The 26,663-nt window shown below is 61.8% G+C and carries 21 protein-coding genes; 7 read left to right on the plus strand and 14 right to left on the minus strand.

Features of this window, described 5'->3' with window-relative positions:
• Nucleotides 1–73 precede the first annotated feature (73 nt).
• Nucleotides 74–1,474 (plus strand): PLP-dependent aminotransferase family protein, encoded by a 1,401-nt coding sequence (locus tag PV764_RS14955; protein ID WP_019183605.1) that lies wholly within the window; start codon nt 74–76, stop codon nt 1,472–1,474.
• On the opposite strand, the gene PV764_RS14960 is transcribed toward PV764_RS14955, so the two are convergent.
• On the minus strand, nt 1,471–2,571 hold the full coding sequence (locus tag PV764_RS14960) for a DUF5694 domain-containing protein (RefSeq protein ID WP_046273124.1): 1,101 nt from the start codon (nt 2,569–2,571) through the stop codon (nt 1,471–1,473). The genes PV764_RS14955 and PV764_RS14960 overlap by 4 nt on opposite strands.
• Before the next feature lie 194 nt (nt 2,572–2,765).
• Here PV764_RS14960 and PV764_RS14965 point away from each other — a divergent pair, with 194 nt between their 5' ends.
• The gene (locus tag PV764_RS14965; RefSeq protein WP_019183603.1) at nt 2,766–3,329 is read left to right on the plus strand and encodes a hypothetical protein; all 564 of its coding nucleotides are present in this window, start codon (nt 2,766–2,768) and stop codon (nt 3,327–3,329) included.
• A 28-nt stretch (nt 3,330–3,357) separates the two neighbouring features.
• On the opposite strand, the gene PV764_RS14970 is transcribed toward PV764_RS14965, so the two are convergent.
• Both PV764_RS14970 and PV764_RS14975 read right to left on the minus strand, forming a co-directional pair.
• Entirely contained in the window at nt 3,358–3,708 is a 351-nt protein-coding gene (locus PV764_RS14970) for an outer membrane protein assembly factor BamE (RefSeq protein ID WP_019183602.1), read from the minus strand.
• 11 nt (nt 3,709–3,719) lie between these two features.
• Nucleotides 3,720–3,902: a hypothetical protein gene (locus PV764_RS14975; protein ID WP_026069841.1), complete on the minus strand. Its 183-nt coding sequence runs from the start codon at nt 3,900–3,902 to the stop codon at nt 3,720–3,722.
• Nucleotides 3,903–4,292: 390 nt separating this feature from the next.
• Here PV764_RS14975 and PV764_RS14980 point away from each other — a divergent pair, with 390 nt between their 5' ends.
• The gene (locus PV764_RS14980) at nt 4,293–5,072 is read left to right on the plus strand and encodes a hypothetical protein (RefSeq protein ID WP_421116973.1); all 780 of its coding nucleotides are present in this window, start codon (nt 4,293–4,295) and stop codon (nt 5,070–5,072) included.
• 255 nt (nt 5,073–5,327) lie between these two features.
• Entirely contained in the window at nt 5,328–6,704 is a 1,377-nt protein-coding gene (locus PV764_RS14985) for a hypothetical protein (RefSeq protein WP_421116974.1), read from the plus strand.
• Nucleotides 6,705–7,050: 346 nt separating this feature from the next.
• Here PV764_RS14985 and PV764_RS14990 read toward each other — a convergent pair whose 3' ends face one another.
• Together PV764_RS14990 and PV764_RS14995 are read right to left on the minus strand one after the other, a co-directional pair.
• Nucleotides 7,051–7,713 (minus strand): DUF4760 domain-containing protein, encoded by a 663-nt coding sequence (locus tag PV764_RS14990; protein WP_421116975.1) that lies wholly within the window; start codon nt 7,711–7,713, stop codon nt 7,051–7,053.
• A 433-nt stretch (nt 7,714–8,146) separates the two neighbouring features.
• Nucleotides 8,147–8,473, minus strand: coding sequence for a hypothetical protein (locus PV764_RS14995; protein WP_421116976.1), 327 nt, complete (start codon nt 8,471–8,473; stop codon nt 8,147–8,149).
• Between the two features lie 183 nt (nt 8,474–8,656).
• Here PV764_RS14995 and PV764_RS15000 point away from each other — a divergent pair, with 183 nt between their 5' ends.
• Nucleotides 8,657–9,856 carry an AAA family ATPase gene (locus tag PV764_RS15000; RefSeq protein ID WP_421116977.1) on the plus strand — a complete coding sequence of 400 codons (1,200 nt, stop codon included), beginning with the start codon at nt 8,657–8,659 and terminating at the stop codon, nt 9,854–9,856.
• 108 nt (nt 9,857–9,964) lie between these two features.
• Here the strand turns inward: PV764_RS15000 and PV764_RS15005 are convergent, their stop codons facing one another.
• Nucleotides 9,965–10,579 carry a hypothetical protein gene (locus PV764_RS15005; protein WP_421116978.1) on the minus strand — a complete coding sequence of 205 codons (615 nt, stop codon included), beginning with the start codon at nt 10,577–10,579 and terminating at the stop codon, nt 9,965–9,967.
• A 109-nt stretch (nt 10,580–10,688) separates the two neighbouring features.
• Between PV764_RS15005 and PV764_RS15010 the strand changes: the two genes are divergently transcribed.
• Both PV764_RS15010 and PV764_RS15015 read left to right on the plus strand, forming a co-directional pair.
• Nucleotides 10,689–10,970: a hypothetical protein gene (locus tag PV764_RS15010; RefSeq protein ID WP_421116979.1), complete on the plus strand. Its 282-nt coding sequence runs from the start codon at nt 10,689–10,691 to the stop codon at nt 10,968–10,970.
• Between the two features lie 160 nt (nt 10,971–11,130).
• Nucleotides 11,131–11,502, plus strand: coding sequence for a hypothetical protein (locus PV764_RS15015; protein WP_421116980.1), 372 nt, complete (start codon nt 11,131–11,133; stop codon nt 11,500–11,502).
• Between the two features lie 1,364 nt (nt 11,503–12,866).
• Here PV764_RS15015 and PV764_RS15020 read toward each other — a convergent pair.
• From PV764_RS15020 to PV764_RS15055, 8 genes are all read right to left on the minus strand, one after another.
• Entirely contained in the window at nt 12,867–13,064 is a 198-nt protein-coding gene (locus PV764_RS15020) for a hypothetical protein (RefSeq protein ID WP_421116981.1), read from the minus strand.
• Between the two features lie 74 nt (nt 13,065–13,138).
• Nucleotides 13,139–21,292: a host specificity factor TipJ family phage tail protein gene (locus PV764_RS15025; protein WP_421116982.1), complete on the minus strand. Its 8,154-nt coding sequence runs from the start codon at nt 21,290–21,292 to the stop codon at nt 13,139–13,141.
• Nucleotides 21,280–21,678, minus strand: a complete 399-nt coding sequence (locus PV764_RS15030) for a peptidoglycan endopeptidase (protein WP_421116984.1) — start codon at nt 21,676–21,678, stop codon at nt 21,280–21,282. The genes PV764_RS15025 and PV764_RS15030 overlap by 13 nt, the downstream gene beginning before the upstream one ends.
• Complete coding sequence (locus PV764_RS15035) at nt 21,675–22,139, minus strand: DUF1833 family protein (protein ID WP_070471451.1); 465 nt, start codon at nt 22,137–22,139, stop codon at nt 21,675–21,677. Before PV764_RS15035 ends, PV764_RS15030 begins: the two co-directional genes overlap by 4 nt.
• The gene (locus PV764_RS15040) at nt 22,136–22,492 is read right to left on the minus strand and encodes a hypothetical protein (RefSeq protein ID WP_421116986.1); all 357 of its coding nucleotides are present in this window, start codon (nt 22,490–22,492) and stop codon (nt 22,136–22,138) included. Before PV764_RS15040 ends, PV764_RS15035 begins: the two co-directional genes overlap by 4 nt.
• Nucleotides 22,492–25,260, minus strand: coding sequence for a phage tail tape measure protein (locus PV764_RS15045; RefSeq protein WP_421116987.1), 2,769 nt, complete (start codon nt 25,258–25,260; stop codon nt 22,492–22,494). The genes PV764_RS15040 and PV764_RS15045 overlap by 1 nt, the downstream gene beginning before the upstream one ends.
• 216 nt (nt 25,261–25,476) lie before the next feature.
• A complete protein-coding gene (locus PV764_RS15050) occupies nt 25,477–25,899 on the minus strand; it encodes a hypothetical protein (RefSeq protein WP_421116988.1) in 423 nt (140 codons plus the stop codon).
• 3 nt (nt 25,900–25,902) lie between these two features.
• The gene (locus PV764_RS15055; protein ID WP_421116989.1) at nt 25,903–26,658 is read right to left on the minus strand and encodes a hypothetical protein; all 756 of its coding nucleotides are present in this window, start codon (nt 26,656–26,658) and stop codon (nt 25,903–25,905) included.
• Nucleotides 26,659–26,663: the final 5 nt, after the last annotated feature.

The following is a 26,663-nucleotide window of genomic DNA, read 5'->3' on the forward strand; positions in this document are numbered from 1 at the left end:
GGCGCTACTCCATGTACAGTCCAATACACTTTGCCGTAACTGTTATGGCCGAACGACCCGTACGGATGCTCCAATGACCTTCCCCACCACCCGCATCGAGGCCGTCATGGCCAGCGTGCGTGCCCGCCTCAATGACCGCAGCTGGCTGCCCGGCGCACGGCTGCCCTCGGTACGCGCACAGGCCAAGACACTGCAGGTGTCCGTATCCACCGTGGTCGAAGCCTATGAACGGCTGGCGGCCGAGGGCCTGATCCAGGCGAGGCCCGGCTCCGGCTTCTATGCGGCCGGCCCGGTTGCGCCCTTGGCACTGGCCGAAATGGGGCCACCGCGCGATCGCCAGGTCGATCCGTTATGGCTGGCACGGCAATCGCTGGACCCCGAGGCCGGCGTGCTCAAGCCCGGCAGCGGCTGGCTGCCCAGCGACTGGATGTATGTCGAGGGGATCCGCCGCGGCCTGCGCAGCGCCGCCCGCGCGAGCAGCGCCGCGCTGGCCGATTACGCCTCGCCACTGGGCCTGCCGCCGCTGCGCCAACTGCTGTCCCGCCGCCTGGCCGGACACGCGGTCGAGGCGGCACCCGAACAGATCATGCTCACCGAATCGGGCTCGCATGCGGTCGACCTGATCTGCCGCTTCCTGCTCGAGCCCGGCGACACCGTGCTCATCGACGACCCGTGCTACTTCAATTTCCTGGCGCTGCTCAAGGCGCACCGCGTGCAGGTGGTGGGCGTGCCCTACACGCCGAACGGCCCGGACGTGGAGGCCTTCGCCGCGGCGCTGCAGGCCCATGCACCGCGCCTGTACATCACCAACTCCGGCATCCACAACCCGACCGGCGCCACGCTCTCGCCGGCCACCGCACACCGGCTGCTCTCCCTCGCCGACAGCAGCGACCTGATCATCGTCGAAGACGACCTGTTCGCCGATTTCGAGCACACGCCCGCGCCGCGGCTGGCCGCGTTCGATGGCCTGTCGCGGGTGATCCAGGTCGGCAGCTTTTCCAAGACGCTGTCCGCATCGGTGCGCTGCGGCTATATCGCCGCGCGCCGCGACTGGATCGACGGCCTCGCCGACCTGAAGATCGCGACCAGCTTCGGTGGCGGGCGCCTGGCCGCCGACATCCTGCATGCCGCACTGACCGACAGTGGCTATCGGCGCCATCTGGAGCACGTGCGGGTGCGGCTGACCGCGGCGCGTGAACTCACCCTGGCGCGACTGGCGCCCCTTGGCATCACACCATGGACGGTGCCGCAGGCCGGCATGCTGCTGTGGTGCCGCCTGCCCGAAGGCCTGGATGCCGCCGCGATCGCGCGCCGCTGCCTCGCTGAAGGCGTGATGCTGGCACCGGGCAATGCCTTCAGCCCGTCATTGCGCGCCGCCGGCTTCCTGCGTTTCAACGCTGCACAGGCGCAGGATGCGCGGGTGTTCGAGGTGCTCGCGAAGGCAATGACGGCCTCACACGCGGACGCCGCCTAGGGGGTCGGGCGCTGCGCGTCGGGCCGCGTCGTCGTCGCACCCTCCCCGCCGAACACTGTCTGCGTATCCACGACATCCACCCCCGAGACCTGCCCCAGCCACCCATCGAACCAGGGCTTGTGCGAGGCACCGACGATGGACAGGACGCGGGAACCGGGGTGGTCACGCACGACCTCGAGAATGTTGGCGACCATGCGCAGATTACGGATCTCCCAGCCCTGCACCCAGATCTGCGGGTAGTGCTGCGGTGACACCGCGGCCAGCGTCGGGCGTACGTTGGACTCGGCGAGCACCTGCAGCGCTGCCGGATCGTTGACGCTGCGATACAGCGACAGCAGATCGTTGGTCGCGATGAAGGCCGCCTCGCGCTCCGTCATGGCATCGAACGTGGGGCCATACCCACTCCACGCCTGCTGGAGCGCTGCGCTGAATGCCTTGCGGTCCGCGATCTGGTGATTGTCACCGGTGTGGTCGTCCACCGCGTATACGCGCGGCAGGCCGAGCCGCGCGGCCAGCACCGCGGCGATCTGGTAGCTCTCATTCTTGCGCGTTTCGATCTGCCTGAGCAGCTCGATCAGGGTGCCGTCCAGGCCATCGCCCGCCCGTCGCTCGGCCACGGGCAGTTGCAGCCACTGCACGTACGCGGATGCCCGTTCCCCGGCTGCAAGAAACAGGGCGGACAGTTGGCGACGCTGCGCGGGCGTGGGCGATGCCGGCCAGGATGCCAGCGTCTTGTTGACCTGCACGATCGCAGCGGGCACATCCAGTCCGGTCGCCGTCTTCGCCGTCTCCGTGCTGGCGCAGTAGTCATCCCCGTAGATCGCGGAGTGGCGCTTGGCCAGGTCGCACTGTTCGCCGCTGATGGCTTCGATGGTGATGTAGCCGGGCTTGAAGGCGGCCAACCTGTCCAGCAACGGATCCAGTGCCTTGGGATCGAAGGCCTCGTGCTCGCTGAGGTGCACGCTGCCCAGCACGAGAATCTCCGTGCGTGGGCCGACCATGTCCTTGTCCAGCGCGGCAAGGTCCACAGCCGCATAGGTGACCGCAGGGAGCAGCGTTGCCAGGCAGCCGCACAACCGTGAGTAGCGTCGGTTCATCATCCATGACCTGAGAGGTGGTTGACGGCTGTTTTAGCAAGCCGCGGGGCCAGCGACACCTGCCGAATGACACGGGGACCAAAGGCGCCGTGCGGGGAGCCTGCGAAAGAAGTCCCCCAACAGCTGACGAGCACCCCCTGGCGGTCCAGAATGGTCGGCTCCCCGCGTGTTGCGGGTGTCTCAAGGGATGTGGCATGGCGACAACGAACACCAAGGTCGAGTGGATCAAGGGGGTGATGCTGCTCATCTTCTTTGCCATGCTGTTTGGTATTCCCAACAGCTCGCCATGGTTTGGGCTGGTGTTCGTATACCTGATGGCCGCCGGGCTGTTCATCGTGGGCAGCATGCTGTGGATTGCGTTGCGCAGCCGACGCGCAGCGCTGGCATTGAGCCGCACGCCACCCAAGCGCGCCCTTCATACCCGCGAGGTGAAGGCACTGGAGTGGTTCGGCCAACCCGAGCGGATCGTCTGGCGCATGCCGCGCGGCAACGTGATCGATCTTGAAAAAGCGGCGCAGGCCGCAGGCAACCGGCCGGTGGTGCGCACACTTCGCGGGCCATACCGGGAAATGGTACGTGCCCGGCATCACGAGCGGCATGCGTTCATCGGGGAGGTCGAAGTGCTCATGCTGCCCGGCGCCGACCACTCGCTGCGCGAGAACAATGAGGCCGACGTGTTGCTGTGCGGAACGTTCGCGGTGGTGCTTGCGTTGAATGGCGCCTGGCGGATCGACCAGGCGCCATCGTTGCTGCGATGACACGCGTGCGCACCGCGTTGTCGATCAATCAATAGCGCTGCTTGATCGGCTCACTGGCGTCCAGGTACCCCGCCGCTAGAGCCTTCTCGCAGGCGATGTAGCCTGCGTTGACGACGCGCCCCTGCGCGTTGAAGGCCACATAGTAGGGCGATGTATTGCCGCGGTTGCGCAGAAGGTAGTTGTAGCAGACGCCGTTGATGCCGGGCAGCACCATCGCATCCAGCGGCCGGCCCGCGGCGCTCAGGACCGACTCGCGCGTCGCGCCCTGCTGCAGCGAACTCATCACGACCGGATTGCCGCGATCATATTGCAGGACGCTGGGCATGCATCCAGACAGCGCTGCGGCCACACCACACGCCAGCAGGATCGCCTTGGTCATGGGGACGGCGCTCACTGCCGGCGCGCACGTGCGGCCGCCGCATTGGCGTCGCGGATGCGCTGGTGGCGCGCCTGCTTGTCGTAGTCGTCCTTTGCCTGCATCACGCCACCGGCGGCCTGGATCCAGCTGCTGGTCGTACAACCGGACACAAGCAATGACGCGGCAAGGGCTGCCGGGATGATGAGAAACTTCATGATTCAACCTCTCTGAAAGCCAATCGGCACGTGGCCGATGGAAAACTGCGCCGCACTACCGGCAAGCGCACATGAAGCGATGCGAAAAACCACATCGCGAAATCGGCAAAGCCATTACTGGCGCCGCAAACCGGGGCGGAACGATAGTTGACACGCACTTAACAAAAACGAAATGTGCCGTGTTTCTATTTTTGTATATTCCTATTCCATGCGATTTCATATGCGGTGCGGGACCTCGCCACAGAAGTTTCCGGTGAAACCTTCAATGCCGCGCCGCCAACGGGCTCATGGTCGTTGGCATCCGATCCTGGCTGTAGCATGCTGAGAGCAGCAGATGCCGCATACATCTACGCTCAGCCGATGCTGGATTTTCAGGGGACCGGATACACGATGAAACGCACGATGGTTGTAGCGGCGTCTGTCATGGCTGTCGCGTTGTCAGCAACCGCTGGACTATCGCTTACCCGGCAAAACCCCACGCCCTTGCCAATCTCTACTGGCGGAGCAGCGCAAGCTTCTGACCCGGCTGCGCGATCAGATCAGGAAGCATCCAGAACGCCAGGCCTGATGAACCAGACGACCAGACCTTCGGCGAAGGCAGGCGGCGAGCATCCTGCCGATGCCAGTGCCACCTCGGCATACGAACTGGTTGAAGCAGATCTGCGTTGTCAGATTGATCGCGAGGCCTCCAACACCGCGGGTTACATCAGGAGTACGACCGACGAGCTGTGCCGGGATTTTTGGCTTGAGCCGCTGAGTCCCAAAGAGGTGTTCACCGCGATCACCCATGCCGCCGAGCAGGGAAACATCCGCGCCCAGCTCGATTACGCGCTATACGCTTCGAGGATCTTTGAAGACGAACGTAACTCGTTGGATCCGGATCTCATCCGCGACTACAAACAGAACATCGTCAGATTCCTCGAGTCCGCTGGAGCGGCCGGCGAATCAAACGCATATGTGCGTTTGAGCGACATCTACAAGAACGGCATATTGGCCTCGAAAGACCCGGTCATGGCCTATGCATACGCGGAAGCATTCTTCCGCACAGGTTCAAGTCGGTATGGCGCCTCGTTCTTGAACAATGCCGCAGCTGGCCTGGACGGCGCCCAACTGCGCCGCGGCAAGGAACTCGCAAATCACCTTCTCAGCAAAAGAGGTGCATCGCGGTGACCATGGAGGAGGCTGTCGCGCCTGCGCATCGGCAGCGCGGTTGCTGCCAGGTGCCTGATTCAATGGTGGGCCCACCAGGATTCGAACCTGGAACCAAAGGATTATGAGGCCTCTACAGGGCTTCCACGCCCTTCCATGAGCGGCCCCATTTTAAGCTAAGTGGTTGATTTTCTCAGGCTATGCGACCACCTGCGCCCATCATCGTCCACCTCTTTCCACGGACAAACGGTCACCGAGCGGTCACCAATGGGCGCAATGAAGGGAATGCTTACAGCGAAGGGGCTCGCCGCTCTGCCGGCGGGCGAATGGGCCTCCGATCCGGCCCCGCGTGGAGCGGGCTGCCTGGACGTTCGCAAGCTGGCAGGTGGGCAGCTGCGGTTCTACTACCGATACACCAAGGCCAACGGCCAGCGAGACCGCCTGTTGATTGGCACCGGCCTGGCACTGACCGCGGCACGCGAATCAGCGGCGGCGTTGTCCCGCCGATATCAAGGCGGCGAACGGGATCTGCGCGACGCGATCGCGGCCGAGGCAGCTGCAGCGGAACGAGCGAAGGCCGACGCCTTGGCCGAATCGACGCGCCGCTCCGGAGCAACCCTGGGCGCACTGATGATGGCTTACGCCCAGAGTCTGGAGGATGCCGGCAAGGTCTCCGCCGCAGCAACTCGGGCTGCCATCAGGCGCCACATCGAAGAACCGTGGCCGGCCCTGTGGGCGCGCCCAGCTTCCGAGCTCGAGTTGGATGATCTGCTCCCAATCCTGTCCCGCATGGTGCGCGGCAAGAAGCTGCGCGAGGGCGGCAAGATCCGTTCGTACCTGCGGGCCGCCTATGCGGCGGCGATCGCGGCCAAGCAGGATGCGGCTGCCCCTGACGCACTGCGCGCGCTCAACGTATCTAGGAACCCCGCGCGCGACCTTGCGACCTTGGACAGCGGGCAGCCGCGCGACCGGGTGCTTTCAGTGGCGGAGCTTCGCGCGTACTGGCGCAGGATCGAGGCCATACCGGGACGGCAGGGCGCGCTCCTGCGCTTCCACCTGCTGACCGGCGGCCAGCGCATCGCGCAGTTGATCCGGTTGCAGTGGTCAGATCACGCTCACGACGCCGACACCGGAACCGCGTCCGTGCGCCTGCTCGACATCAAAGGCCGGCGCCGACTCCCCCGAGTGCATCTGGTGCCCTTGCTCCCACAGATGGCCATGGATCTCGCCACCCTGCGCGGCGACGGTGACGGGCCACACCTGTTCTCGCTCACCGCCGGGAAGACGCCCGCCACCTATGACGAGCTGCGAGGAATCATGGACCCGGTCGTGGCAAGCATGGTGGCCGCAGGTGAGCTGGCATCGCCGTGCACGCCCGGTGACCTGCGCCGCACGGTAGAGACGCGCTTGGCCGCGCTGGGAATGTCCGAAGAAATTCGCGGCCACCTCCAATCTCACGGCCTGAGCGGCGTCCAGAAGCGGCATTACAACTTCTTCGAGTACGCCGCAGAGAAGCGCGCTGCTGTGGAGGCGCTGTTCGAACTGCTCACCGGCACAGGTGCGACGGTGGTTCCGATTGCACCGCGGGCGGCGCAAGCAGCGGCTGTTCGGCACCGATCGGAGGCGGGTGCCAAATCAAGTGAAACGGCTTAATCGCTCCGGACGCTTAGCGAGACCGCAGCTACTCGCTGGGTTTGCCCGTGCCAGGCGCTCCGCGATCCTGGAAGGAGCCGCCTCGCAGGCACGGGGTTTTTGCAGAGGTCTTCCACGATTGCGGAGCGGCATCTGCCAAGACCGTGACGCGCCTAACGAACCCAAAGTTCTTCCCCCAGATCTCTTGCCGTTTACGCACAGAGAAACGGCCCCGGATTTCTCCGGGGCCGCGTTAGAGTTCTTGGTCCACTGACGACCGATAGGCCGCCTTACCAGCCAGTCTTGTCGTTCATATGTCACTCCATTTCTGTTTACAGGATGAAAAATCTCTTCAGTAGCGCACTGCTCAATCGATGTGTTTTGCCATACCGTTCGATTTGTGCTCTTGGTTCGACTCTTTCACACGCCTTGCCTGCCAATCTGACGCAAGTCTTGCAATCTCACGGTAGCAACGCTCGTTTTCAGCTTTGCTCCGCATGGCCTTAATAAAAGGCTCAAACACGACCCATGTTCGGATGACACGTGTGGCTTCTAGGCGATAAGCATACTCTTCACTCACCGCTCCAGCGTGAACAGCACCGCAGAACTCCTCGAACTCGTCTAGGTAAGAGGACATCACGGGACGGTTTACGTGCTCTTGTAACAGTCCGACTGATTCTGGAGTGATGGGACGCTGTTCCTCCATCTCTGCCGTAAATTTACACGCAGTGCCCAATTCCCGCATCTTCTGTCGCGTCTCAGTAGTGATGAGATCACCGAAGAATTGATGGTAAGAATTGATTTTTGAGAGGGTGGCAGTGGTCCTCGTTTGCCTGGCGATGAGCACCAGCGACAAGAGACCAATGCAGATCGCACCGGTCTGTATGACCGCTGCCACGCTAGCGTAGTTCCTCTCGCCTGGTGCCATACGCCAGATGATCACCGCACAGCCTGCCGCCACTGTCAGGGCGAAGACAGTAGCAAAGCCCCGCGTCCCTACAAGCGCGGACGCCTTTTCCAACATGTTCATCACCAGCTTCCTTGTGGTACTCCCCTTTTACAAATATTAACCAACTTTGAACAGGCATGGCAAATTGCTCGCTGCTTGGCGGGCGACCAGGCGCTCCAGTTAGTAAAATAACTAACAAGAGATGGCGAGGCGCACCGACGGACACAGCAATTACCGACGTTACGCGGCCTGATCATCATCGTTGGGCCATAGATGCCTGGCCATGCGATTGAACCGTGCGGCCTCGGCGCGGAGGCGGTCAGCACCCCGCCGACGTGTCGCCCTCGTCCGCCAGTCACCGCTTTGATTCCTGTCCAGTTCGTCGGCCTGTTGCCATAGCGACGCCGCCCTCGCGCGCGCCCAGCGCGCCTTGCTAACGCTCTTCTGATCCATGCGGCTACTGTCGCCGCCGGCGGTCGCACGCGCCGATACGGAGCCAACGCCGGCTGACTGCCTACCAGGTCCGGCTCTTCCGCTGGGCCACGCGGGCCACTTCGCGCTGATCGATCTCCAGGCGAATCCGCTGGTGATGCCTGACCGCCCACAGCTCCGACCCGATCACTCCCTGCTCGTAGCTGGTGCAGATCCGGCGTCCGCGGTGCTGCTCGTCAAGATGACGGTCCACCTCGACCCACCAGACCTTATCGTCCACGCGCTGAGACAGGCGCAACACCTCGTTCATGCCGCAGTAGATGGCATCGGGAAGTTGATCGGCACGGCTGGCGACTGAGCGCCATCGGAAGTCGGGAGGAAGCATGGCCAACAAGATACGGGTGGCCATCTCAAACTTCGCGACTGCATGCCATCGACTTGTGGCGGCCCCTTATGCCTTTCGGTCACATGCAATGAAGCGAGGCACACCTACAGCGCGCATGCTCTCACTTGTGGCTTTTTGCACAATACTTGACACATTAGACATTTGACTTGTAGCTTCACGGCAATCACTAATGCCAATGGGGCGCCAATGAACAGCCAAGTCACCTTTGACTCAATCAAGGTTCATGCAGGACAAGTCTTCACCCCTGGGTCTCCTGTCAACGCGATGGACTTGTTCGCGGGACGAATCGATCAACTGCAGAAGATCAGTGATGCAGTCTCTCAGCGCGGATACCACGCCGTGCTATTCGGGGAGCGCGGTGTCGGTAAAACGTCGTTATCCAACATCCTGATTCAGGTGATGCAGGGAAACGGCTTCATCGTGACGAAAGTCAACTGCGACGCGCAAGATACCTTCGATTCGATCTGGCGCAAGGCCTTCCGAGACATTACTTACACCAAGCAAGTTGCAGCGCCAGGCTTTCTTCAAACGATCACCGCGCAGGTGACTTCGATCGCAGCCGCACTTCCTTCGGAGATTACACCGGATGACGTGCGACGAACGCTTGCGGAATTGGGCACGCAGGCCAACATACTGGTCGTTCTTGACGAATACGACCGACTTGACCCGTCCTCGAATTCGCGCACCCTCATTTCCGACACGATCAAGGGCCTTTCCGATTTCGGCGTGAATGCCTCGCTCCTGCTAATCGGCGTCGCTGACTCAGTGAATGACCTTGTCGCTGGGCACCTATCGATCGAGCGAGCACTCGTTCAGATCCCAATGCCGCGCATGTCGAGCGAGGAAATCGCGATGATTGTGGACAACGGAATGGCGCGACTGAATATGACGATTGATGCAGGTGGAAAAAGCCACCTCGTCCATCTAGCCCAAGGGGTGCCCTACATCGCGCACCTGCTTGCGCTCTATAGCACCCGATCTGCATTGTCCGCCCAATCAATGCACATTGAACGAAGCCACGTCGACGAAGGCATCAACAAATCTCTCGAACAGTGGAACCAATCAATTCGAACTGCTTACTACGATGCAGTCAAAAGTGCGCAACCCGGAAATATCTACAAGGAAGTCTTGCTGGCGTGTGCACTTGCAGAGATTGACGAGATGGGGTACTTCGCTGCGGCAGCAGTGCGTGGTCCACTTCGAGAGATTACCGGCCGACCGCTTGATATTCCTAACTTCTCAAGCCACCTAAAGCAATTCAGTGAAGCCATCCGGGGCGGCATCCTTGAGCGCGTTGGTGTGGCCAGACGCTTGCGCTATCGATTTGTCAGCCCCCTTATGAAGCCTTACATCATCATGCGCGGATACGCAGATAGGCTGGTTTAAGGTGCCTGCGGGCCGCTGCTCAGGCGGCCCTGCACCCGGGCCGAGCTGCTTCGGTCTGGCGCATTTTGATCATGCGCCTGATCGTCGAATCCTCGCCCACTCGGCCCGTCAAATGGTCCCGAGATCCTTGACAACTGCCTCGCCGCGCTGCAAGAAGGCGGCGATGAGCCGCCCACCAGCTACCAATCTTCCGTCCTGGTCGTTCAAGTACTCGGCTTGGCGCCTTCCAGCAGAGAGGATCGCTTCAGGTTCAAAGCTGTCAGGAGCGCCACGCAACGGCTCACCGGGGGAGGCTATCCCGCCAACCAGCGACGCGACACGTGCGGGGCTCTCGACATCTGACTTCGCGTAGGCGGTGCCGACGATCTGGTTCTGGGTCTTAGACCAGCCCACCACCACGATCTCTGAGTTCAACTGATCCAAGCCCAACCCCGCGTCCAAGGCTGCTTGAACGTAGTTGGGCCAAAGCTGGTCCATGACGGGCCCGACCTCTCGCATGATCTGCTCGATGCTGAAGGCCTTCCGGAAGCTGGCCTCAAGGCACAGCTGGTAGATGCGGAGGAAGAACTGCCCGGAGCCTCGCCCCGCAACGACAATGTTGTGTTGAGGGATCAACAGCAGCTTAGCGCCCTCTGAGAGCTCCCCGCTGAGGACGTCTTGAGCAAGGGTGTCCACCGCCACGACGGCTTGCTCCGGTGTCATCAGAACGTTGAGGATACTCATCGATACCCATCTCATCGGACAGGCCTGAAATATCGCTCGACCGAACTACCATGCGCAACCCTGCCCCAAATGCTAGCGTTGGCAGCGGCTCCCACTCGGACACTTGCTCATGGATAACGAATCATTGGAAGGCGAGAGGATTGCCGATCTCCAGCATCAGCTTGAGGCACTCATGGGCCGCACAAAGGCTATGGAGTACGGGCTTCGTCTACTGATCGCCTCCGCCCCTGCACCTCTACTTTTAGAGAACGCATGGGCCAGGATGCTGCCTGAGTTGCTTGAGTTGCATGAGGAACCAGAGAAGGACAACACGCTGTACAAGCTCGCCTTGGTCGATGGCCTGAAAGTGATCAGCGACCAGTTGCACACCGCTGCGCACCTTAACAATTGAGGCGACAAAAATCATTTCATTTCGTTTGTTAGATGAGCATGCGCAGCATTGAAGTATCAGAACAGCGTTGAGGTAGCATCTGCGTCATCTGTTGAAGCCCAGCAGCCCCTCACCTATGACACTCGAGCCAAACCGTCTCCTTCTTCTCGCAGATCTCTGCATGGCAGCACAAGGATTTCGTCCGGCGAAGGGTCGGCTGGAGCAGCTAACTGCGCAAGGCATGCTCTGGCAAATGCCCACAAAGCCAAGCACCTTCGGGATGACGGATCAGGGAAAAAGAGAGCTGCTGTCTATGCTGAATAGCTTGGGCGAAGCGGATACGGTGGCCACCAATGACAGAGCGAAAACTCTGACCCCATCAGTTGCGGAGTTTGCGCAGGGCGTTTCATTTCTTGACGAAGTCGAACGCAGTGCAAGGTCTGGCCAAGTTCAACGACCTACAAGCGAGCAGCTTGCTTTCCTTACTTGGTTGGTTCACCAGCTCACACCCGCCAAACCCGATTCGACTAAGGCCAATCAACCTGGCACCTAAGCACACAGGCGAAATCACCATGCCGTTCACTGGCCTTTTCCAGCTCATAGAAGTGCAAGGGGACATGGCCGGGGCGCCACCTCGGTTCACTAAGATTTGCGCCGCGCAAGCTGTTTGCGAAGGCTGCCGGCAGTTCTCTTACCTGACCGAGTTCCAAGGAATTCACTCGATCCCTGGCGGGGCCGTGATCTCGTGCCCAGGATGTGGTGCCCGCCAAGCGATTAGCAACGCTCGGTTCGATGAGTTCTTTCTACGGTCGAAAAGTGAAGAGTGTCGGGAGCTTGGGGCTGGTGCCCGGTGCGCGAGCGATTGATATGTCCGACCCCGCTCAGCATCGAGCGGGTATCGATCACGCTTTAGCGGTGACCGACGGTTAACGCTGGCTACGCTGGGCTCTTGGACATTGGCTCGTTGCTGGCGACAATCTGCTTAGCCAGAGCTTCTGCAACGGTCAAGGCGCCCAGGCATGAGGACGCTCTCCAGTTGAGTGACTCGGCCACAACTGTCCCGACCTTGACTGAGAGCAGCGTCCAATCCGTTTCACTGCTGCGCCATAGCTCTGCCGAATAGCTGTAGCCATCGACGGACAGCGCTACCGTGTAGCAAGCGTCATTGAACCGAGTGCCCATCGGCGTCCTTCGCAATGTCATGGTCCGGAAGGCATCTAGTCGAATTTCCCCTGCGTAGCCTCCATGCACGCTCAACCAGTCCCGCAAGGCCTAAAAAGCAAGCAAATATCGACGCAACTCCCAGCAGACTGATCAGCAACTTCATGGGGCGCCTCGTGGCGAAAATTACGCATTTAGAATCGAAATGGATCTCCCCCACCAGTTCGAATGTAGTTCCCGTCCCCCAATGGAACTGGGACGTGCGTCACCATTTCTCGCATGAGACACGCGGAGGCGCCAAAGTTTCGAATCATGGCTCGTCGATATGTACACCACAGGATGAACCCCCCTAGCTGTCTGCCGGATCCGCAATTCGTAGGTGCGAAACACGCCACCCTCCATGTGACCTAAAACGGCCACTGTCTCCAGTGACTGCGTACCTCACCGCAAGAAGTGCGGCCTTTCCCTTACCCACGTGCCAACCCCGAATCTTGTCGTAGGCATATCTGTAACGCGCAACATGCATCCGCATCTGTCCCAGTCATTCGTTAAGCACTGGTCGAGAATAGGCGAGCTCCGACACATCTTGATGTATCGGAGCTAACTTCCGTCAAATATTTGACGTGATGCGCACTGCCGCCTCGTTAAGCCGTGCGGACGGACGCCTTGAGCTCGCCAACGGACCTCGCACGATGGAGGCCCGCGGGTCCGCTGAGTGATCGAGACCCGTCCCGCTTGATGCTTCGGCCAGAGGCCTCAAGCGGCCTCGTCTTCGGGCTCGACCTCCGCGGTGAAGGCATAGACCCTGCCCACCGTCAGCGCGCCGGCATCCGCAGGCGAAACGGTTAAATTCAACTGAGGCACCCCCGCCTCCACCGGAACGAAGTTGAGCATGATCGCACCTGGCTGGTCCGCGGTTTCCATCTTCATTTGCAGCTTTGCACGAAATTTCATGGATATCTCCTGATTGTGCGGCGACTGGAACGCTGGTCGCCGCGTCAGCGGTTGGAACTGAGCGGCATGGCCGCCTATGGCTCTTCGGTACTGACCACTGCGATGGTCTGGTTCTCGATCTGCGGGATCGCCTGGGTGGTGAGCGAGCCCTCGTAGATGAAGCTCTGGTACGTAGACCCCTGCTCGGTCGCGGTGAATGAGCCGCTGCAGGTGAAGTAGTACTGCTGCTGCCACCCGCCGTTGGGCAACTGCGGAATGCCAGCGTCACGATCGTGATAGGTGTTGCTGACCAATACGGCGGATGCCCGAAAAGCCTGCTGGGAAACCAACTCCAGACCTGCACCCGAGTTTCGACGTAGGCGTAGAACGGTGCTGGTCACGATTGCTGGCGGCGGCGGCTCGTTGCTCGAGGATCGTCCGTCATACCAGGCGGTGTAGTTCGGGGAGAACGTGCTGAACGACGCCACCACCACCCGCTGTTTGCCGTGCGCCGCGAAAGGACCGACCTCGACGTATGGATTGGCGGCGGTGCTGCTGGTGCGATTGGCGTTCTTCCAGATGCCTGCCGACAGCGAACCGCCCCAGTACGCGTTGCCGCTCACATCCATCCACATCGTGGCGTTCATCTTGTTGGCGGCGCCGGCACCCACGTTCGGACCGAAGTAGTCCATCAGGTCGCCGCTGCCAAAGCCGGTGCCGATGATCCGCTGCGAGTTCCCCTTCCATACGCGGATGTAGCCATCGCGCATCTCGATGCCTTCCGGTTGGTTCGGACTGAGGATCTGAAGAACGTTCGCCAAGATCTTCATGTCGACGACCTTGCCGTCGTTCTTCGTGACCATGCCGCCGGTCAAGCCGTCGGCCGTGACGTAGAGGCTATAGCCAGCCAGAGTTTCGCCTCCCCCCGCCGAGTACGGGGAAGGGCCAGTCTGCCCCTCTCGCATCTCTTCCAGCATCGGCTGGAAGATCCAGAAGTAGTTGCCCTCGTTGTTGCTGAGGCCCAGACCTCTCAGATAGAACCCGACCCTCGCATAGACTGCGCTGGCCGGCGCCACCATCGACGCGCTCAAGCGCTTCATCCTGTCCAGAGTGATGGGCGGGCGGACGTTCGTGGCATCCGCTGGACCGGAGTACTGCTCACCTACCGTGTTGCCGTTCGCGTCTCTGAAGGAGATCAGGATAGCCAAGCCCACCCGGTGGCAATTGATGTAAGCCGAGAAGCAGTAGCGCTTGCCAGCCACAACGGGTACGGGCTGCTCGTCACCGGCCCAGAACTGGGTGTTCAAGGCAAGATTCGAGGGTGCAAATCCACCGAAATGGACCAAGCCAGGCGGGGCCCAGTCAGGCCCGGCGACCAGCCCAAGTTCGTGCCACGTGCCGTTGCCAGAGTTCCACCATCCCCAACCGCGACGCCCATCCTTGAACAACGTATTGGAGAGCAGATTGCCGCCACCGGTCATCGTGTCTTTCACCATCGCCGTGAGCGTCTGCACCACCTGGGCGTCAGCCTTGCCCGCGACGCTAGCACCTACCTGGTTGACCTGCTGGCCGAGTGCGGTGATTTGTCCCCCCTGCTGGGTGACTGTCGTGGTTAGCGCGCTCAGCCCGGTGGCCGCAGCATCGGCAGTCGTTTTCGCCCCGTGGGCGTCTGTCACGTCCTGCCAGATCACGTTGTCGATCAGCAGCGCAACATTCTGCGGCGTCTGACCGTTGCGGCCTTGGATGGCCGCCCAGAGTTGGGCTTTCACCGTTGGATTGCTGATAGTCACGTAGCCCGAGATCTTGGTCCAATTCGCCAAGGCGTCCATACGCTGCGTACCAGTGGTGGGAGCGGAATACCACGCTCGTGAGCCAGCCGAATTGACGCCGCTCACCCCAATCGAGTAAGTCGATCCGCCCGGAGCGACAGCATCTGGGTCGTTCTTGAGCCAGGCCTCCACAAAGTAGACGCGACCTTCGTTGGTGAGGATCTCCGGCCCGAAGTAGACGTCGGTGTTTGTGTTGCTCGGGGCACCGGTGCGCAGTAGGCGCGCCGCCCGAGCACCGACGTAAGTCCGCGCCCCAGCGGAGCCGGCGATTGCTCGAAGCGCACCGGTCGAGGACTGTGATATCAAGGCGTCGGCCGCAAACCCCTCGAAGCCTGCATCGACCATGATGTTTGCACCCGCCTGCTGCGTGGCGGTGAGCTGCGCGTTCACTGACGTGATCGCCTGACCCTGAGCGGTGGTTGTTCCCTCCAGGGTCGTGACCTTGCCGGTCAGCGTACTGGTCGCCGCCGCATTCGCCTCGGCAGCCAGCTGGTCAGTTACATCATAGAGTTCGACGCTATCGACACGCACCACCGCGTTGTTGGGGTAGTTGTAGACCCACAGGCGCACGGCCCCGATCGTGGAATCGACGGCTTCGAAGTCGACGGTATATGTGGCGAAGCTGGTGGTAAGCGTCAGCTGCTTATCGCTGTAGCCTACAGCGAGGGTTTCCCGGTTCTGGCGCTGCAGGCGCAGCATCAGGTTCATGGCACCTGACACGCCCATTGCGCGCACGATTGCGCGGTATCGCCTTGCCCCACGGTTGGGAATCCACTGTGCATCCATCGCGCCCAAGGCAGGGTTCGACGACGTGGTACGGGTCATCGTTACGCCAGGGCGGTTATCGCCAGCTGTGTCACTCCATACCGGAAATGGCGTCTGCAGCAACCACCATTGCAGTCCAGCAGCGAAGTCGCTGTTCGGCACCAGATTATCACCAAGCGTGCGTAAGCCATCCAGCTTGGCATTCACCGTGGTCACCGCCTGCCCTTGCGCGGTGACGTTACCCTGCAGCGTAGTCACTGTGCCGCTCAGCGTACTAGTCGCCGCGGCGGCAGCGGCAGCAACTGCCGCTGCCTCTCCGACACTCGGCACCCACTGGGTAGCCACGTCACCTTGTTGAAGCTGCGCGTTGTCGATGTCGAGCTGGAGCGAGGCAGAGGTCGGCCCTCCGATCACGCGGTATATGGCGCGGACCAATGCAGCGTTCTCGGCAGCTACCACTGGATTCATTACAAAGCGCTGGAATGTGTCGCTGAGAGTGAAGTCCTGCGACACGACGTTCAATCCCGACGCACTACCCGCGGTAAGGAACTGCACGAACATGCGTAGCGTTGCTCCGGGCGTACCTTTTGCCCATACCGAGTTAACGTACTTCTGCCCGGCCACAGCCTTGGGCCGCATCGATGTGGCCGGTTCGACGCCAACATACTGGCCAGAGCCCACCAGCGTCGCACTGACGCTCACGAAACGGCCCGATCCCGGCAAGGGGCTATTGCCGTAGCTAACCAGAGTTGCGCCACTGGAAGACGTCTGCCAGTTGGGAAGGAGCGAGGCTTGGTTGTTGCTTGTTTCAAAACTGCTGTCGGAGAGCAGGTTGTCGCCACCTATGTTCTGCAGGCTGGCGGTGACATTGGTCAACGCAGTGCCTTGGCTCGTTACGGTGTTGCCGAGCTGGGTGACCTTGCTGTCCAGCCACGTCAGCGCACCATTACTGGCCTTGCCAGCCACGTCCGCCTGAACCTGCGTCAGCGCGCTGCCCTGTGCGACCAGCGTTCCCTCGATCACTCCCGTCCGCGTGGTGATGGAAGACAAGCCCGATGCGGTGGAGGCAATCTGCTCTTCGTCGGTGACGTCCACGAGTTCGAGGTCATCGACGAGGACGTAGCCAGCGGTATTGCGAAGGCCTGCAGACAAGCGGAACCGAACTGTCCCTTCGGCGATGGTGAAGACTGCCTCCACCAACGTCCAGTTGGTCCAACCCGAGTTGTAGACGCGCGACCACAGCAATACTTCCGTGCCATCAGTACGAACGGCACCCACGCGGATCTTGGAATTGTCGGTGTCGCCCACGTAGTCCGCGCTGACCTTTACCCAAGCCCGCAGCCGGTAGCGTCGCCCGACTTTGACCTCAATCCCCTCGTTCAGATTGGCCTGCGCCGAGGTCACCACACCGAATGGGATGCTGGTGCCTTTCAGGCATTTCCCACCACCACGCCCCTCCGTGGCGCTCACCGTCCATGCACCCGGCTGCCCGCCGGAGACCTGCCAGCCGGCGAGATCGTTGACCAGGTCGCCGTTGATCACCAAGTTGAGGCTCCGGCTCATCGCCGCGCGCAGGTCCGATGACAGCCTGGTCGTCGCTTGTGCATTGGACTGGTCCGCCGCCACCATCGCGTCCTGCAGGGTCGTCACCGAAGCGCTCGTGGCAAGGCCTCCGGTACCGGCAGGCATCCGGGCCTCCATGGTCCCGATGCGCTGCACCTGCACCTGGTCAGCGGTGGCGCGGGCCTGCATCTCCTGATACATCAGGCCGCTGGTGAGCTGGGCCGGATCGGATCCGGTGTACTGGCCACGCATCTGCACACCCAGCGTGGTAACACTCTGGGCAACGACCTGGTCTGCCTGCTGCAGCGCCGTCTGCACTTCCTGGACTTCGGCTACTGACGCCCCAGGCGTGGGACGACCGACGGCCACGTAGTCGTAAAGGATGTAATCGTTTGCCGTCTGCGCCACCGTCAGATCGAGACGAACCTGACGAACAGGGCTGGCACCGTTCCACGGGATATTGTCGATGTCTACCGTGGCAATACCGTTCGCATCGAATGATGGTTGCGCGGTGGTGGATGACTTTGCAGCATTGAATGTGGCATCAGCGTCGGTCGTCCACCACACTGTGCCCTTCCAGGCCGGATTTCCGACCTTGCGCATCCGCAGCTTGATGAAGCGATATGCCGCGCCGTCGATCGCTAGTGACGTGGGTGATGTGATGTATGCGTTGCTGTTGTTGAAAGGACGCAGCCAACCTTCAACAATGGTGGAATTTCCGCCGTTGCTTGCCCAGCCCTCAATAGCGCTGTCGAAGTACCAGATTCTCTTCTTGTCGAACTGCGTTCCGCTGCCCGCGGCGACACTGCCAATCTGCTGCGCCACCGACTCGAACTGCGACTGCGTCGTAGTGGCCAGGTTCTCGACAGCTGCCACGCGCTCGGTCTTTTCGTTGAGCACAGCATTGGCGCGATCGATCTTCTCCTGAGCCAATGCCTTGCTGGTGGTGCTCAGGTTGTCTGCCACCTGCTGCACCGCCGCGACGCGGAGACCGGTCTCCTGCACCAAGTTGGCATTGACCACGGCAAGATCGCGCGCCCGCGCCGCTGCCTCGCTGGCGTCGGCCAACACGCGATCGAGAGTCTCTTTGTCCAGTTGGCGCTGCTGCTCCACCTGCTTGCGGGTCTGCTCCTCCAGATCCTCCGTCAGATCACCGATCACCTCGCCCAGGTTGGCCCGCAGTGTCTTCTGGACCACCCGACTCGCCTCGGACAGCGCGCCGGAGGTGTTCCGAGACCGGCACGCGAAGGTCCAGTCGCCCGCCGGGGGCAGAACCGCCTCGAAGGCGGCAACGTGGTATCCGTCGTCGCCCAGCGGGGTCATCTGATCCCAAGCTGGCGCGGCAACTTTGCCTGCGCTGTAGCGGATCTCGACACCTGCGAAGTCCGCGGACTGCACGGTTTCGTTCAGGAAGCCCCATGTGTATCGCCGAACGCCGCCACTGATTTCGGCCACGTCAAAGACGTCAACCAGGACCGGCGGCACGTCTGCACCGCGCGTTGCGTACATCGCGGTAACCGCGACGCCGGCATTGCCTTCGGGGCTGTAGGGCCGAACGGTGATCGGGTAGACACCTGCCTGAGGGATACGCCACGTCGCGATGCGCGTGCGGGTGGCGGCCACCTGCTCAAGCTCGCTGTTCCGATCCAAATCGGACAGGACGATAGTCTCGCCTACCGGACCGGATACATCGAAGGTCGCCGAGAGCTCAGTGAAGACAGTATCGCCCTGCACGACCTGCTGTTCGGTGATGCGCAGATTGCTGGCCACGGGCCGGGTCTGCAGCAGAGAGCCATTGGGTGCCGGGATGTACTGGCCTGACTCGACGTACCGCCAGAATTCCGGGCCTTCCGGTACAACCGAAACCGATGCGCCCTTGAGGTCGGACTCTGGCTCGATGCCCACCACACGGACGCGGTAGCCCGGCGTCTGCTTAAAATCGAAGATCCAGATGGTGTCGTGGGCAGGGTTCTCGGCAGTGTTGCCCGGCAGCGGTGCGTCAGCCGGCCAGGTATCAGCCAGCCGGATCTGGTCCGTCTCTCCGGCGAAGGCGGCCACCCTGAAAACGCGATATACCAGCTCGCCAGGAATGCGCAGCCCGATAAAGCTGTTGCCCGTGGCTGGCGCGCGCACCTGATCGTCCAGCGTCAACACCACGGTGGATCCATCCCGGGTGGCCGACACAAGCCTGCCGCCGAAGCCCCACTGCGTCAGGTCGTGCTGCAGCGCCAGCACCGACATGCGCCGGTAACTCAGGTGCTCGATATCGGTGCTGAAGGAGATGTCCTTGTACTGGTACAGGGACTGCGCCAAGTGATACCGCGCCATCTTGGCCGCGTGTTCCTCCGTGGTGATGCCCTCGCCCGATACCTGGGCCGGGTTCAGCATGGTCTGGACACCTGGCGCAGTCACCCTAAGCGTCTTGCTCGACCAGTCCGAACGGTCCACGTAGGTGAACTCGATGCCATCGGCCGCATTGGCCAGCGTGTAATCGATCTGGAACTGCCCCTTTTTGATCGTGGCCATATTGACCACGCCCGACAGCGGCTGCTCATCCGCCGCCCATACGACCGACAGTCGACCGGCCGCCCAGGTCACGTTGCCAAAGCCTGCGAGTGCGATCGCCTGCAGCACGTCGTCATGGCTGCGCGTGTCACGAATCACATTGTCGTAGGTGTACTTCGAGGCCGCGCAGTGCAGCATGAATGCCTGCAGCGCCGCGATATCGATCTGGGCGTCCAGCAAGCCCAACCCCGCGATCAGGTTCCCACCTGGATCGCGAATGCCGCGCGCGTACGCAAGGATCTGGGCGCCCGGGTTGCTGGTTTCTTCGGTGACCCACTGGCTGCCCTTCCACACCGGGATCGGCGCGGCATAGGCCACACAGCGCAGTTCGTCAGGACTCCCGTTGAGCTGGCCAGTGGCCTTGATGCGAATGCCAATGCGAGGAATACCCGCGTAGCTCGCCGTGTCGGTCTGGATGCTCTTCAGGGTCGACCACGTGAAGTCGCTGGTGGCCCCTGAGCCGTCCGTATTCCGGCCCGCAATGCGCGCGCGCACCTCGTACTGTCCGGGCTCAACGTCCAAGGCGTACGTGCGCCGCTGCTGCTTCTGGCTCTGGCTGATCAGGGGGAAGTTGCCGAACACACGCCAGTCGGTAGCCCCAACCGATCGGTACTGGACTTGGATTGTTTCTTGGTTGTCCTTCGGCTTTCCCTTGCTGGTGGTGTCGAACAGCATGTAGTCGAAGTCGAGCTGCAACCGGATGGTGCTGGGCGAGCTCGTGCGCTGAACCCATGCGCTGGGCGTGCCCTTTTCCGCCGTCAGCGCTCCGCCCGCGAGAGTATCGACGTTGCTGTAGAGCGGGATCTTCTCTTCCGGCATGCGAGGGAAGCCGCTATGCCAGACCTGCACTCCTTCAAAGGTCGAAAGAAGGGCCTCGCCATTGAACATCGCCTCCACGCGCGCCACGTTGATGCCAGGCGTCAGCACCATGGCCATGAACTGGTCGTTGGCCTCGTAGAACGAATAAGGCTGGCTGGCGATGTCCGGCGCAATGCGAATGTTCCCTAGCACCAGCGGCAGCGGTTCATAGGGACGCGCCTGGTTGCGAGCCGAGCCGATCGTATAAACGGTAGCTGCGTCGCTTTCGTACTGCTTGGGCTTTTTCGGCCCCAAGACCTTGTTGATCAGCAGCGACCCGACCGCATAGATCGCGGCCTGCGCCATCCCGGCCGCCATAGCGCTGTAACCGGCAGCGACCATGGCCGTGCCTACACCTGCAGTAAAGATGGTCAGGGCGACCATGGCGACGATCAGCAGCGCCGTACGCCCGACGGTTCCTCGAACTTCGATGACGGTGCCGCCCTTGGGCCTGACCTTGTCGATGATCTGGTGTGGCACCCGGACGCCGTTGATCCGTACCTCCCACGCATCGCTCCCGTAATCAGGCACCGTCCTGGCTAGGAAATGCCCCAGCGTCTCCCGCGGCAGCATCTCTGCAACGATCCGCTGCTGGCCCTCCAGCGTCACCGGGTGGGGCGTGACGACCAGGGACGGCGGGCACGCAGAGAGCCCGTTCAATTCAGCCATTCGTAAAATCCCTCGATTCTCAGCCCAAAGTCGGGCAGATCACGGACGCGGTGCAGGACGGCACATCCGTTCTTTTCGTTGGCGTGGAGCACCCACGCCTCATGGGCAAGGAAAAAGAAAACCCCGGCATGGCCGGGGCGTTTCTGCAGCACTTCGATCATCAGCACAAGGTCGCCATCGACCGGCGGACCCTCCCGGGGTTTGGCGAAGGGCTTGGACAACTCACCCAGCTCGGCGGCGCCCTGCACGCCCCGAGGGCGCCTGCCAGGCACCACCACCTCACGACCGAAGAGCTCCCGCTGGACGAGCATCACCAGGTCGGCGCAGTCGAAGTCGTCGGCGCTATAGGGCAGGCCGACGTAGCGCTCCACATCTACCAACTTCACGTGAATATTCCCGGGAGCGTGAACTGGTTTGCCCTGAGTTTCACCGCCTGCTGCCGCATGATGTAGTCGACACCGCACTGCGCCGATGCCGTCGCTCCGGTGATGGTCACGCTGCTCACCGGCAGGAAGTAGTCGCGCTCGATAGTGTTGGGGTCTGCCCGATCAGAGACCATCAGCCTGGCCATCAGAACCTCGTTGGGACCGATGGACTCGAGATCTTCGGAGATACCGCGGCCGACGTTGTCCACCACCAGCTGCGCGCGCGGGGTCTGGCCCTTGGTGTCGTTCGGCAATTTGAAGTCGAAGGGGGCGCCGAGATAGACGACGCCCTTGCTGGTCCAGTCCTGGGTGTCGTTGACGATGCGGAGGGGGTTGGGGAGAGACGGCGCGGAGATCTCGAGGAACAACAGGATTCCGGATGTATCGGTCACGCGCTGCCGGCGCTCGGTAAAGGTCGTCATCGCAAGTACTCCACAACCGCGTCCATCCGATAGTCACCGGGCAGTTTTTCATCCGGGACCAGATCGCCCAGTGCACCGTTCTCGAACCGGGCCATGATCTGCTTGCCCGTGAACGGGTGAATCAGCGTGAACCAGCCAATGCGCTTGATGTCTCCCATGTACCAGGTGTCGAACGTCTCCCAATCCACGATGCTGCTGAAGTACAGCACCATGGCTTGCTTGACGAGCACCTGCGAGTTCAGCAGGCGCTGCTTTGGCACACCCCGCTCCATCTCTGTCCTCAACACGGACGGGTCAAAGGAGCGCTTTTGTCCGTCGAACATCACGCGGGCTACGGCAGGAAGGGAAGCCATCAGACACTGTCCTTCAGGCCGAATCGGCCTTTCATTCCCGAATACGTGGCACCGGATCCACCTGCGATGCGGCCACCGATGAAGCTGTCGACCTGGCCAAGCAGAACGTCGATGTCGAATCCACCCTGCTCGTTACGGCTGGCCGATGCGGTGGTGCCTTCCGGCGCGTTCAACACACGAACGTTGATGGATCCGCCGGAGAAACCGGAGGGCGCACCTCCGCCGACAGGGCCGCCGTCTGCATAGCCGCGCAGGCCTTGCCGCATGGCCTCAACGATGCCAACGCCGCCGGCGCGGGCGACGTCAGCCTGAGACCAGACCACTTCGCCCTTGTGTACGACGCCCGCAGGCTCGTTCACAGCACCATTGCCGGTGTATCCACCGGAGGAGTACCCGCCACCCAGGCGCATTTTCTGGAACAGCTCGTTGTTGATGCTGCTCGTGCCGGAGGTGACGGCCTGATTTCCGGCTGCCGTGACACCGCCGCCCCACATGCTGGCAAAGGCATTGGCCACGCCCATGGTGGCCTGCCGGGCGGCGATTCGAGCCAGGTCGGCCAGTACCGACCTGGTGAGGTCGGAGAAGCTGAGCTTGCCAGTGGTCGTGAACTTTACCCAGGCATCTTCGAATCCACCGATTACGCTGCCTACCGCGCTGCCCATCTGCTGGGCGTAGTTGCTCGCCTCTTGCTGATAGTTGGCCCACGCAGCGGCTGCCCCAGACAGCCAGTTGCCTTCCGCCCGGCGCAGGTCCTCATAACCGTCCTTGATCAGCTGCAGCCGGTCAAGGGTTTTTGCTATCAGAATTGCCCGCTCTTCCTCGAACGTCCCTTGGTCAATCTGCCCTGCGTTGAGCTGAAGCTGGAGCTCACGCAACTTGTCTGCTTGATCTGCATACGCGTCGTTGATGCGCTGCTGAATCTCGTACTCGCGATCCCCCATCCCGACTTTTTGAGCCTGGGTGTAGAGCTGACGCTCCAGAGCCTGGTTGCTCGCATCAAGGGCATTTGCATACGCGGCGATGACGCTAGTTCTGGCCCGCATGGCCGCAGCTTCTTCGGTCGAAAGCACCTGAAGCGCCGCGGCGCCATCGGTTCGAGCCTTCGTAAGACGTGCTTCCAGCTCACCGATCTGTCGGTTGACGCCAATTGCTTCCTTTCCGGCTACCACCTGCCTCTGCAGGTATGCAACTTGCTGCTCAAGCGACTTAGCCTGAGCATCTGTACTCCTCTGCACCAGCTCACGCATGCGGTCGTAGTACTGAGCCGCAGTGATCTCACGCGCGGAGAACTGCGCGCGCAGCAGCTGCGTGCCAGCAGTGATCTCGGCCTGCTCGGCCACCAAGTCATCCTTGTAACCTTGCAAGCCAGCAGCGCGCGTGGCCGAACCGTTTCCGGTTTTCGGCTTCTCCTTGTACTTCTTCTCGATCGCGACGACGGCTGCTGCTCGGCGTTCCTCGATCGCCTTCACCTGTTCAATCAGTCCCGCGGCTTCAGCTCGGCGCCGAACCTTCTCCGCTTCACCATTGATTCGAGCTATTTCGTCTTTTTTCTTCTGTTCTTTGCTGGCCTGCGAATCGATAATCGCGTCGGTGCGTTGGAGATAGTCAACGCTCGCGTCTTCTGCCGCCCTTAGCTCGGCGTCCTTGCGCTCTTTAATGAGGTCTGTCGCCAGCGCCTTGATCTTGGCAGACCGCTCCTTTACGTCTTTCTCGAGCGCCGAGATCACCATCGGATTGCGGGCCATGGGATCCCTAGATGCTTCCAAAGCGCTCAGCCGGGCAACGTCACGACGGTTGTCGGCAAGCATCTTCTGCATTTGGTCGGCCTGCGGACCAAAGCCTGCATTCACCTGCATCGCATTCCAGGCCTTTGTGGCTTCCGTCCACAAGTCCTTGAAGCCGCGGATCACGGGGTTCTGGCTGGCGCGGACCTTTGCCAACGCAATGACGGTTTCGTCTGCGGCTGCGCGGGTGATTACGGTCACCGCGTCCTGGTTGCGCCCCTGCTCCTGCAGCGCCTTGACCTGCTCATAGAGCGCCACGGTCATGAAGTTGACCTGCTCGTTGAGTTTCTGGGCATTCTTGACCGGGTCTTCAGCCAACTTCGCATACAGCGTGATGGTGTCCTCCAGCGCCTGTCCAGTGATCTCCTTCATGGCCACCGCGGCGTTCGCAACAGCCTGAAGGTTCTGCGCGGCGATCTTCCCGTTCGATCCGACGGCCTGCGCCGCCTCCGCACCAGCCCCCGCAGACACCTTCAGCGCATCGCTGGTCTTCTGCGCCATGTTCACCAGCGTCAGCGTCGTTGCAGCCGCCTCGTTGCGCGACAGCACCAGCGCTTTGGTGTACGCCTCAGTCTGCTTCTCTGCGCTGTACCAAGCCACCACTACCAAGCCAACGGCAGCGGCGGCCACGGTGTAGGGAGTGACCAAGCCCAGCAGCGCGGACGACACTCCCTTCAGTGCAGGCTCGACGCCGCCGAAGCTGTCCTTGATCTGGCCACCCTGCTGCACCAGCACCGTGAAGAACGGCATGCCGCCCTGCAAACTGGTGAAGATGTCGGTGAACTGCGCAGGCAGCTGACGCATCGCCTGCGCGGTCTGGCCGGCGGAGACGCCCAGGTCGGTGATGTTGTTCTTTGCCGGCAGCGGCCGGGCCGCCTCGGTACGCACCTCGCGCAGCTGCCGGGTGAGCACACCCAGCCCCTGCCTGATGTCAGCCAGGTCCGCACTGATACGGACGCGCAGATTCGCTGAAGGGTCAGCCATGAGTGGTGGTTCCTTGTTTCTGCTGCGCCGTGGCCTGGCCGCTCAATGCGGCCAGGTACTTCTGCCAGTCCGCCGGCTCCGCACCCATCGCCATGCGAGTGGCCACGGCGAATTGGGCGACTCGATCGAGGTCATCCCGAGCGGAGGCCTCCGTGAAGCCGCGAAGCTGCGCCAGGGTGTATGTGATTACGTCCGGCAAACGGTGGCCGCGGGCGATCAGGTACTGGACGACGTCGCCGAGTCCGTACTGTCTTCCGCCTGCGGCTTGGCCTGCATCAGAAGACGACGCAGGCGATGGGCGAAAAAATCGCGATTGAGCCCAACGACTGCCTCGAGCAAGTCGGCGACTTCGTCCAGGGTGCCTCCGGCGATCCATTCCGCGTCACGGCCAACAGCAACGGCCAGTGCAGCAGCAAGCTCTGCGCTGTCCTGCTCGAGCAGGTCCAGCAAGATGGCACCGGTGGCGGCGGCCGGTGCCGTATCGACCGCGCCGGCCATCATCGCCACCCGGGCGATGATGGTGCGGCTGGCCGTGATGAAGGGCCCGATCTGCAGCAGGCGAAGAGCGGTTACCTGCACTTGTTCGCCGCGAAAGCGCACGGTACGAGTCGGTGGGATGATCACGTCCAGTTCCGACACGGCTTACTTCTCCTGCTGCCAGTAGAAGTATGCCGAGATGTCCTGGCCGGTGGCCTTCGCGTTGTCCTTCAGCAGCTTGCCGGGCACGCTACCGGCACCGAATTCGTTGCCAATCAGGCCCATGCTCTCGATCACGCCGCCGGAGACCTTGTGCGCGGCCACGCGGACCATCTTTCCGCCACGAGCTTCATTGGCGCCGTAGAACTGAATCTCGTAGAACTTCTGCGAGGTGACCGCCGCTTCAACGTGACCCAGGTCCGCGTTCTTGAAGGTGACCTTGATGTTCGGCGTACCGGCCGCGGAAGGTGCTGCGATTGTTGAGCCTGCCGGGATGTACAGCATGCCGCGCTCAAAACGGTAGTCCTTGCCGGCCTCATAGGCTGTGGCGCCGGTTACCGGCTTAACCGTGGTCACCTCGCTCGCCAGACGCGACAGGGGCACAAAGCTGCCCGGAACGGCCAGAACCGGCTCATCGATAACGGTACCAGCCGCAATGCTGGTGGCCTTGCCGCGAGTTGCCCGCGCGAAGTTTGCCGGGTTGAAGTCGTGGAAGGTGTAGTTGAGGTTGTAGCCGGTCACGCGGTCGACGCTATTGGCCGTGCCGCCGCCTGGATTCTGGTTGTCAGCCAGTTCGATGGTGTTGGTCTGCGGCGCGATGGCGAACGCAGAGACATTCCCGACTTCCACGAACGGCTCTTTGCTGTTCCACTCGCGGATCAGGACGATGCCGCTGCCCAGGTAGCTGTAATCTTCGGCCATGGTGG

Origin of the sequence: Stenotrophomonas sp. AS1, from assembly GCF_048957655.1 — a bacterium.
In the GTDB taxonomy this organism is placed as follows: domain Bacteria; phylum Pseudomonadota; class Gammaproteobacteria; order Xanthomonadales; family Xanthomonadaceae; genus Stenotrophomonas; species Stenotrophomonas bentonitica_A.